This window comes from Cupriavidus cauae (assembly GCF_008632125.1).
GTDB classification, from domain to species: domain Bacteria; phylum Pseudomonadota; class Gammaproteobacteria; order Burkholderiales; family Burkholderiaceae; genus Cupriavidus; species Cupriavidus cauae.
Window position 1 is genome coordinate 1 of the sequence record NZ_VWRN01000032.1, and the last position, 2,855, is coordinate 2,855.

Genomic DNA, 2,855 nt, shown 5'->3' on the forward strand with positions numbered 1-2,855 from the left:
CCCGTTGGCCCGCTCGCTGGGCCAGCCACCAAGCCGCCCGCTGTGCCGCTCGCTCGGCCGCACACCGCGCCGGCGTGCTCGCGCGCCAGCCCCATCGCCATCGCCAGCGCGCCGCGCACCGGCCGCAGCACGCCCGACAGCGACAGCTCCGCCGCGAACTCGTAGCCGTCCAGCGCCGCCGCCGGAATCTGTCCGCTGGCCGCCAGGATGCCCAACGCGATGGCCAGGTCGAAGCGGCCCGATTCCTTGGGCAGATCGGCCGGGGCCAGATTGACGGTGATGCGGCGGTTCGGGAATTCGAAGCCGCAGTTCAGGATCGCGGCGCGCACGCGCTCGCGGCTCTCGCGCACCTCGGTCTCGGCCAGCCCGACGATGGCGAAGGCGGGCAGGCCGTTGGCCAGATGGATTTCGACCGAGACCGGCGGCGCGTCGATGCCGGTCAGGGCGCGGCTGCGCAGGACGGCGAGGTGCATGGGGGTGACCAGGGGAAAGAGGAAGAGGTGGAGGAAAGATGGACGAGGGTGATGGGCCTGGGCGACGGACCAAGGCGGTGGACGAATGCGGTAGACGAATGCGGTATACAAATGCGGTGGACGAAGGCGGTGGAAGGGCGATCCGGCATGTCACCGATTTATTAACGCCGCCGTAAACGCAGAAGGCCGCCGGTTGCCCGGCGGCCTTCGCATGACGTGAGGTCTGGCGCGTTCAGCCGGCCAGCCCCGGGTTTGCCGGCCCGGTGCCCGGCTCGGGCGTGGTCGAGCCCGGTACCGAGGTGGCCGAGGCCGTGGTGCCGGCGCCGGCGGTGCCGACCGTGGCCGGGCCCACACCCGCCGCGCCTGCCATGCCGGCGCGCCGTTCCAGGTCCGCGACTCGCATCTCCAGCTCCTCGAGCCGTGCGCGCGTGCGGGCGAGCACCTGCGACTGCACGTCGAATTCCTCGCGCGTGACCAGATCGAGCTTGGCAAAGCCCTGGGTCATCATGCTGCGGACGTTCTTCTCGATGTCCTTGGCGGGCGAATTGCGCAGGACCTCGCTGACCTTGCTCTGCAGGTCGTTGAAGAGATCGGTGGGTTTCATCGTTTCTCCTTCTGCACCGTGGGGGTGCATCGATCGGGGGCGGCGGGAGCGGCCGGATGGGCGCATCTGCACGGTATCGGTGCAGCGCGCGCCCGTGGCGGCGGCCGGCACCAGCCGGTGGCATGGGCGGATTATGGCCCGTGAAGCGCGCCGGGAAAAGCGGCTTCGCCCCGCCGGACACAGCATTTAACCCGGCGCGGCGCGCCCAGCCCCGTGTTGCGGGCTTTTCGAAGGCAGATGGAAACCGGCTTGCATACGAGGCGTTCAGCGTGCCGTCAGGGCTGTCCATGCGCGCCCGCTCCACGCCGGACCCTGGCATGGCAGTTGCAGTATCCGCCCTGACAGAGAAGTCCCGAGCCCAAGGAAAAGGAGAAGAAATCCATGAAGACGCTGGCCCTCGCCATCGGCGCGCTGACGCTGTGCGGTTCCGCCACCACCGCACTGGCGCAGAGCGCGCCCGCGACCGCCGAAGCGGCCTCGCCGCATACGTTCACGGCGAACGTGACGCTGGCCTCCGAATACCGCTACCGCGGGATCATGCAGACCAATCGCCGGCCGGCGATCCAGGGCGGCTTCGACTACAGCCATGCGAGCGGCTTCTACGCGGGCAACTGGAACTCGAGCATCAGCTGGCTGAACGACAGCAACGACGAGGTGTCGGCCCCGATCGAGATGGACTTCTACGCCGGCTTCAAGAACACCTTCGGCGACGGCAAGTGGAACTACGACGTCGGCGTGCTGCAGTACTACTACCCCGGCGACTATCCGGCCAACTTCACCCGCCCGTACACCACCGAGCTGTACGCGGGCATCGGCTACGGCCCGGTGTTCCTCAAGTATTCGTACGCGCCGACCAACCTGTTCGGCTTCTACGACAGCAAGAACAGCTGGTACGTCGACCTGTCGGCCAACGTGCCGCTCGAGTTCTGGGGCCTGACGCTGAACGCGCACGTCGGCTACCAGAAGGTGCAGAACGTGTCGGACGCCTCGTACACCGACTGGAAGCTCGGCCTGACCAAGGACCTGGGCAACGGTTTCTCGGCCGCGGTCTCGTATGTCGACACCAATGCCAAGCGCGGCGTCTACACCAACACCTCGGGCCGCTACATGGGCAAGGCCACGGTGGTTGCCACGCTCACCAAGACTTTCTAATTCACGGTCAGCACGAGCGGGCCCCGGCTGGAACGGGGCCGCGCTCTCAGGAGAACACGGATGAAACTGATCATCGCCGTCATCAAGCCGTTCAAGCTCGACGAAGTGCGTGAAGCGCTGTCGGACGTGGGCGTGTCCGGCATCACCGTCACCGAGGTCAAGGGCTTCGGCCGGCAGAAGGGCCATACCGAGCTGTACCGCGGCGCCGAATACATCGTCGACTTCCTGCCCAAGGTCAAGATCGAGGTGGCGGTGCCCGACGACGTGGTGGACCGTGCCATCGAGGCGATCGAGAAGTCGGCCCGCACCGGCAAGATCGGCGACGGCAAGATCTTCGTCGCACCGATCGAGCAGGTCATCCGGATCCGTACCGGGGAGACCGGCGGCGACGCCCTGTAACGGCACGCCGGACGCAAACACACACGCGATACAAGCCACAAGCGCGACAAAAGCGACAAGAGGGTATTCAGATGACTAGCTGGTTCAAACGATTCCTGACGGCCGGCGCGATGGCGCTGGCCCTGGGCACGGCGGGCATGGCGCTGTCCGGCCCGGCCGCGGCCCAGGACAAGCCCGCCGCCGAGGCTTCGGCCGCCGCCACGGCGCCTGCCGCCCCGGCTGCCGCG

The 2,855-nt window shown here is 67.7% G+C and carries 3 protein-coding genes and 1 pseudogene; 2 read left to right on the forward strand and 2 right to left on the reverse strand.

Annotated features, from left to right (window positions below):
• Together F1599_RS12155 and F1599_RS12160 are read right to left on the reverse strand one after the other, a co-directional pair.
• Positions 1 to 473, reverse strand: a 473-nt coding sequence (locus tag F1599_RS12155; RefSeq protein ID WP_317845743.1) for a magnesium chelatase domain-containing protein, incomplete at its 3' end; no start/stop codon positions are given.
• Positions 474 to 828: 355 nt separating this feature from the next.
• Positions 829 to 1,077: pseudogene (locus tag F1599_RS12160) on the reverse strand (accessory factor UbiK family protein); the annotation flags it as partial.
• Between the two features lie 381 nt (positions 1,078 to 1,458).
• Between F1599_RS12160 and F1599_RS12165 the strand changes: the two are divergent.
• Positions 1,459 to 2,229 (forward strand): TorF family putative porin, encoded by a 771-nt coding sequence (locus F1599_RS12165; RefSeq protein ID WP_149317155.1) that lies wholly within the window; start codon positions 1,459 to 1,461, stop codon positions 2,227 to 2,229.
• Between the two features lie 60 nt (positions 2,230 to 2,289).
• Positions 2,290 to 2,628, forward strand: coding sequence for a P-II family nitrogen regulator (locus F1599_RS12170; RefSeq protein WP_006159494.1), 339 nt, complete (start codon positions 2,290 to 2,292; stop codon positions 2,626 to 2,628).
• The last annotated feature ends 227 nt before the right edge of the window (positions 2,629 to 2,855 follow it).

Excerpts from the sequence above, each read along its gene's own strand:
- F1599_RS12165 (WP_149317155.1), top strand. The coding sequence starts at position 1,459 with ATGAAGACGCTGGCCCTCGCCATCGGCGCGCTGACGCTGTGCGGTTCC.
- F1599_RS12170 (WP_006159494.1), top strand. The coding sequence starts at position 2,290 with ATGAAACTGATCATCGCCGTCATCAAGCCGTTCAAGCTCGACGAAGTG.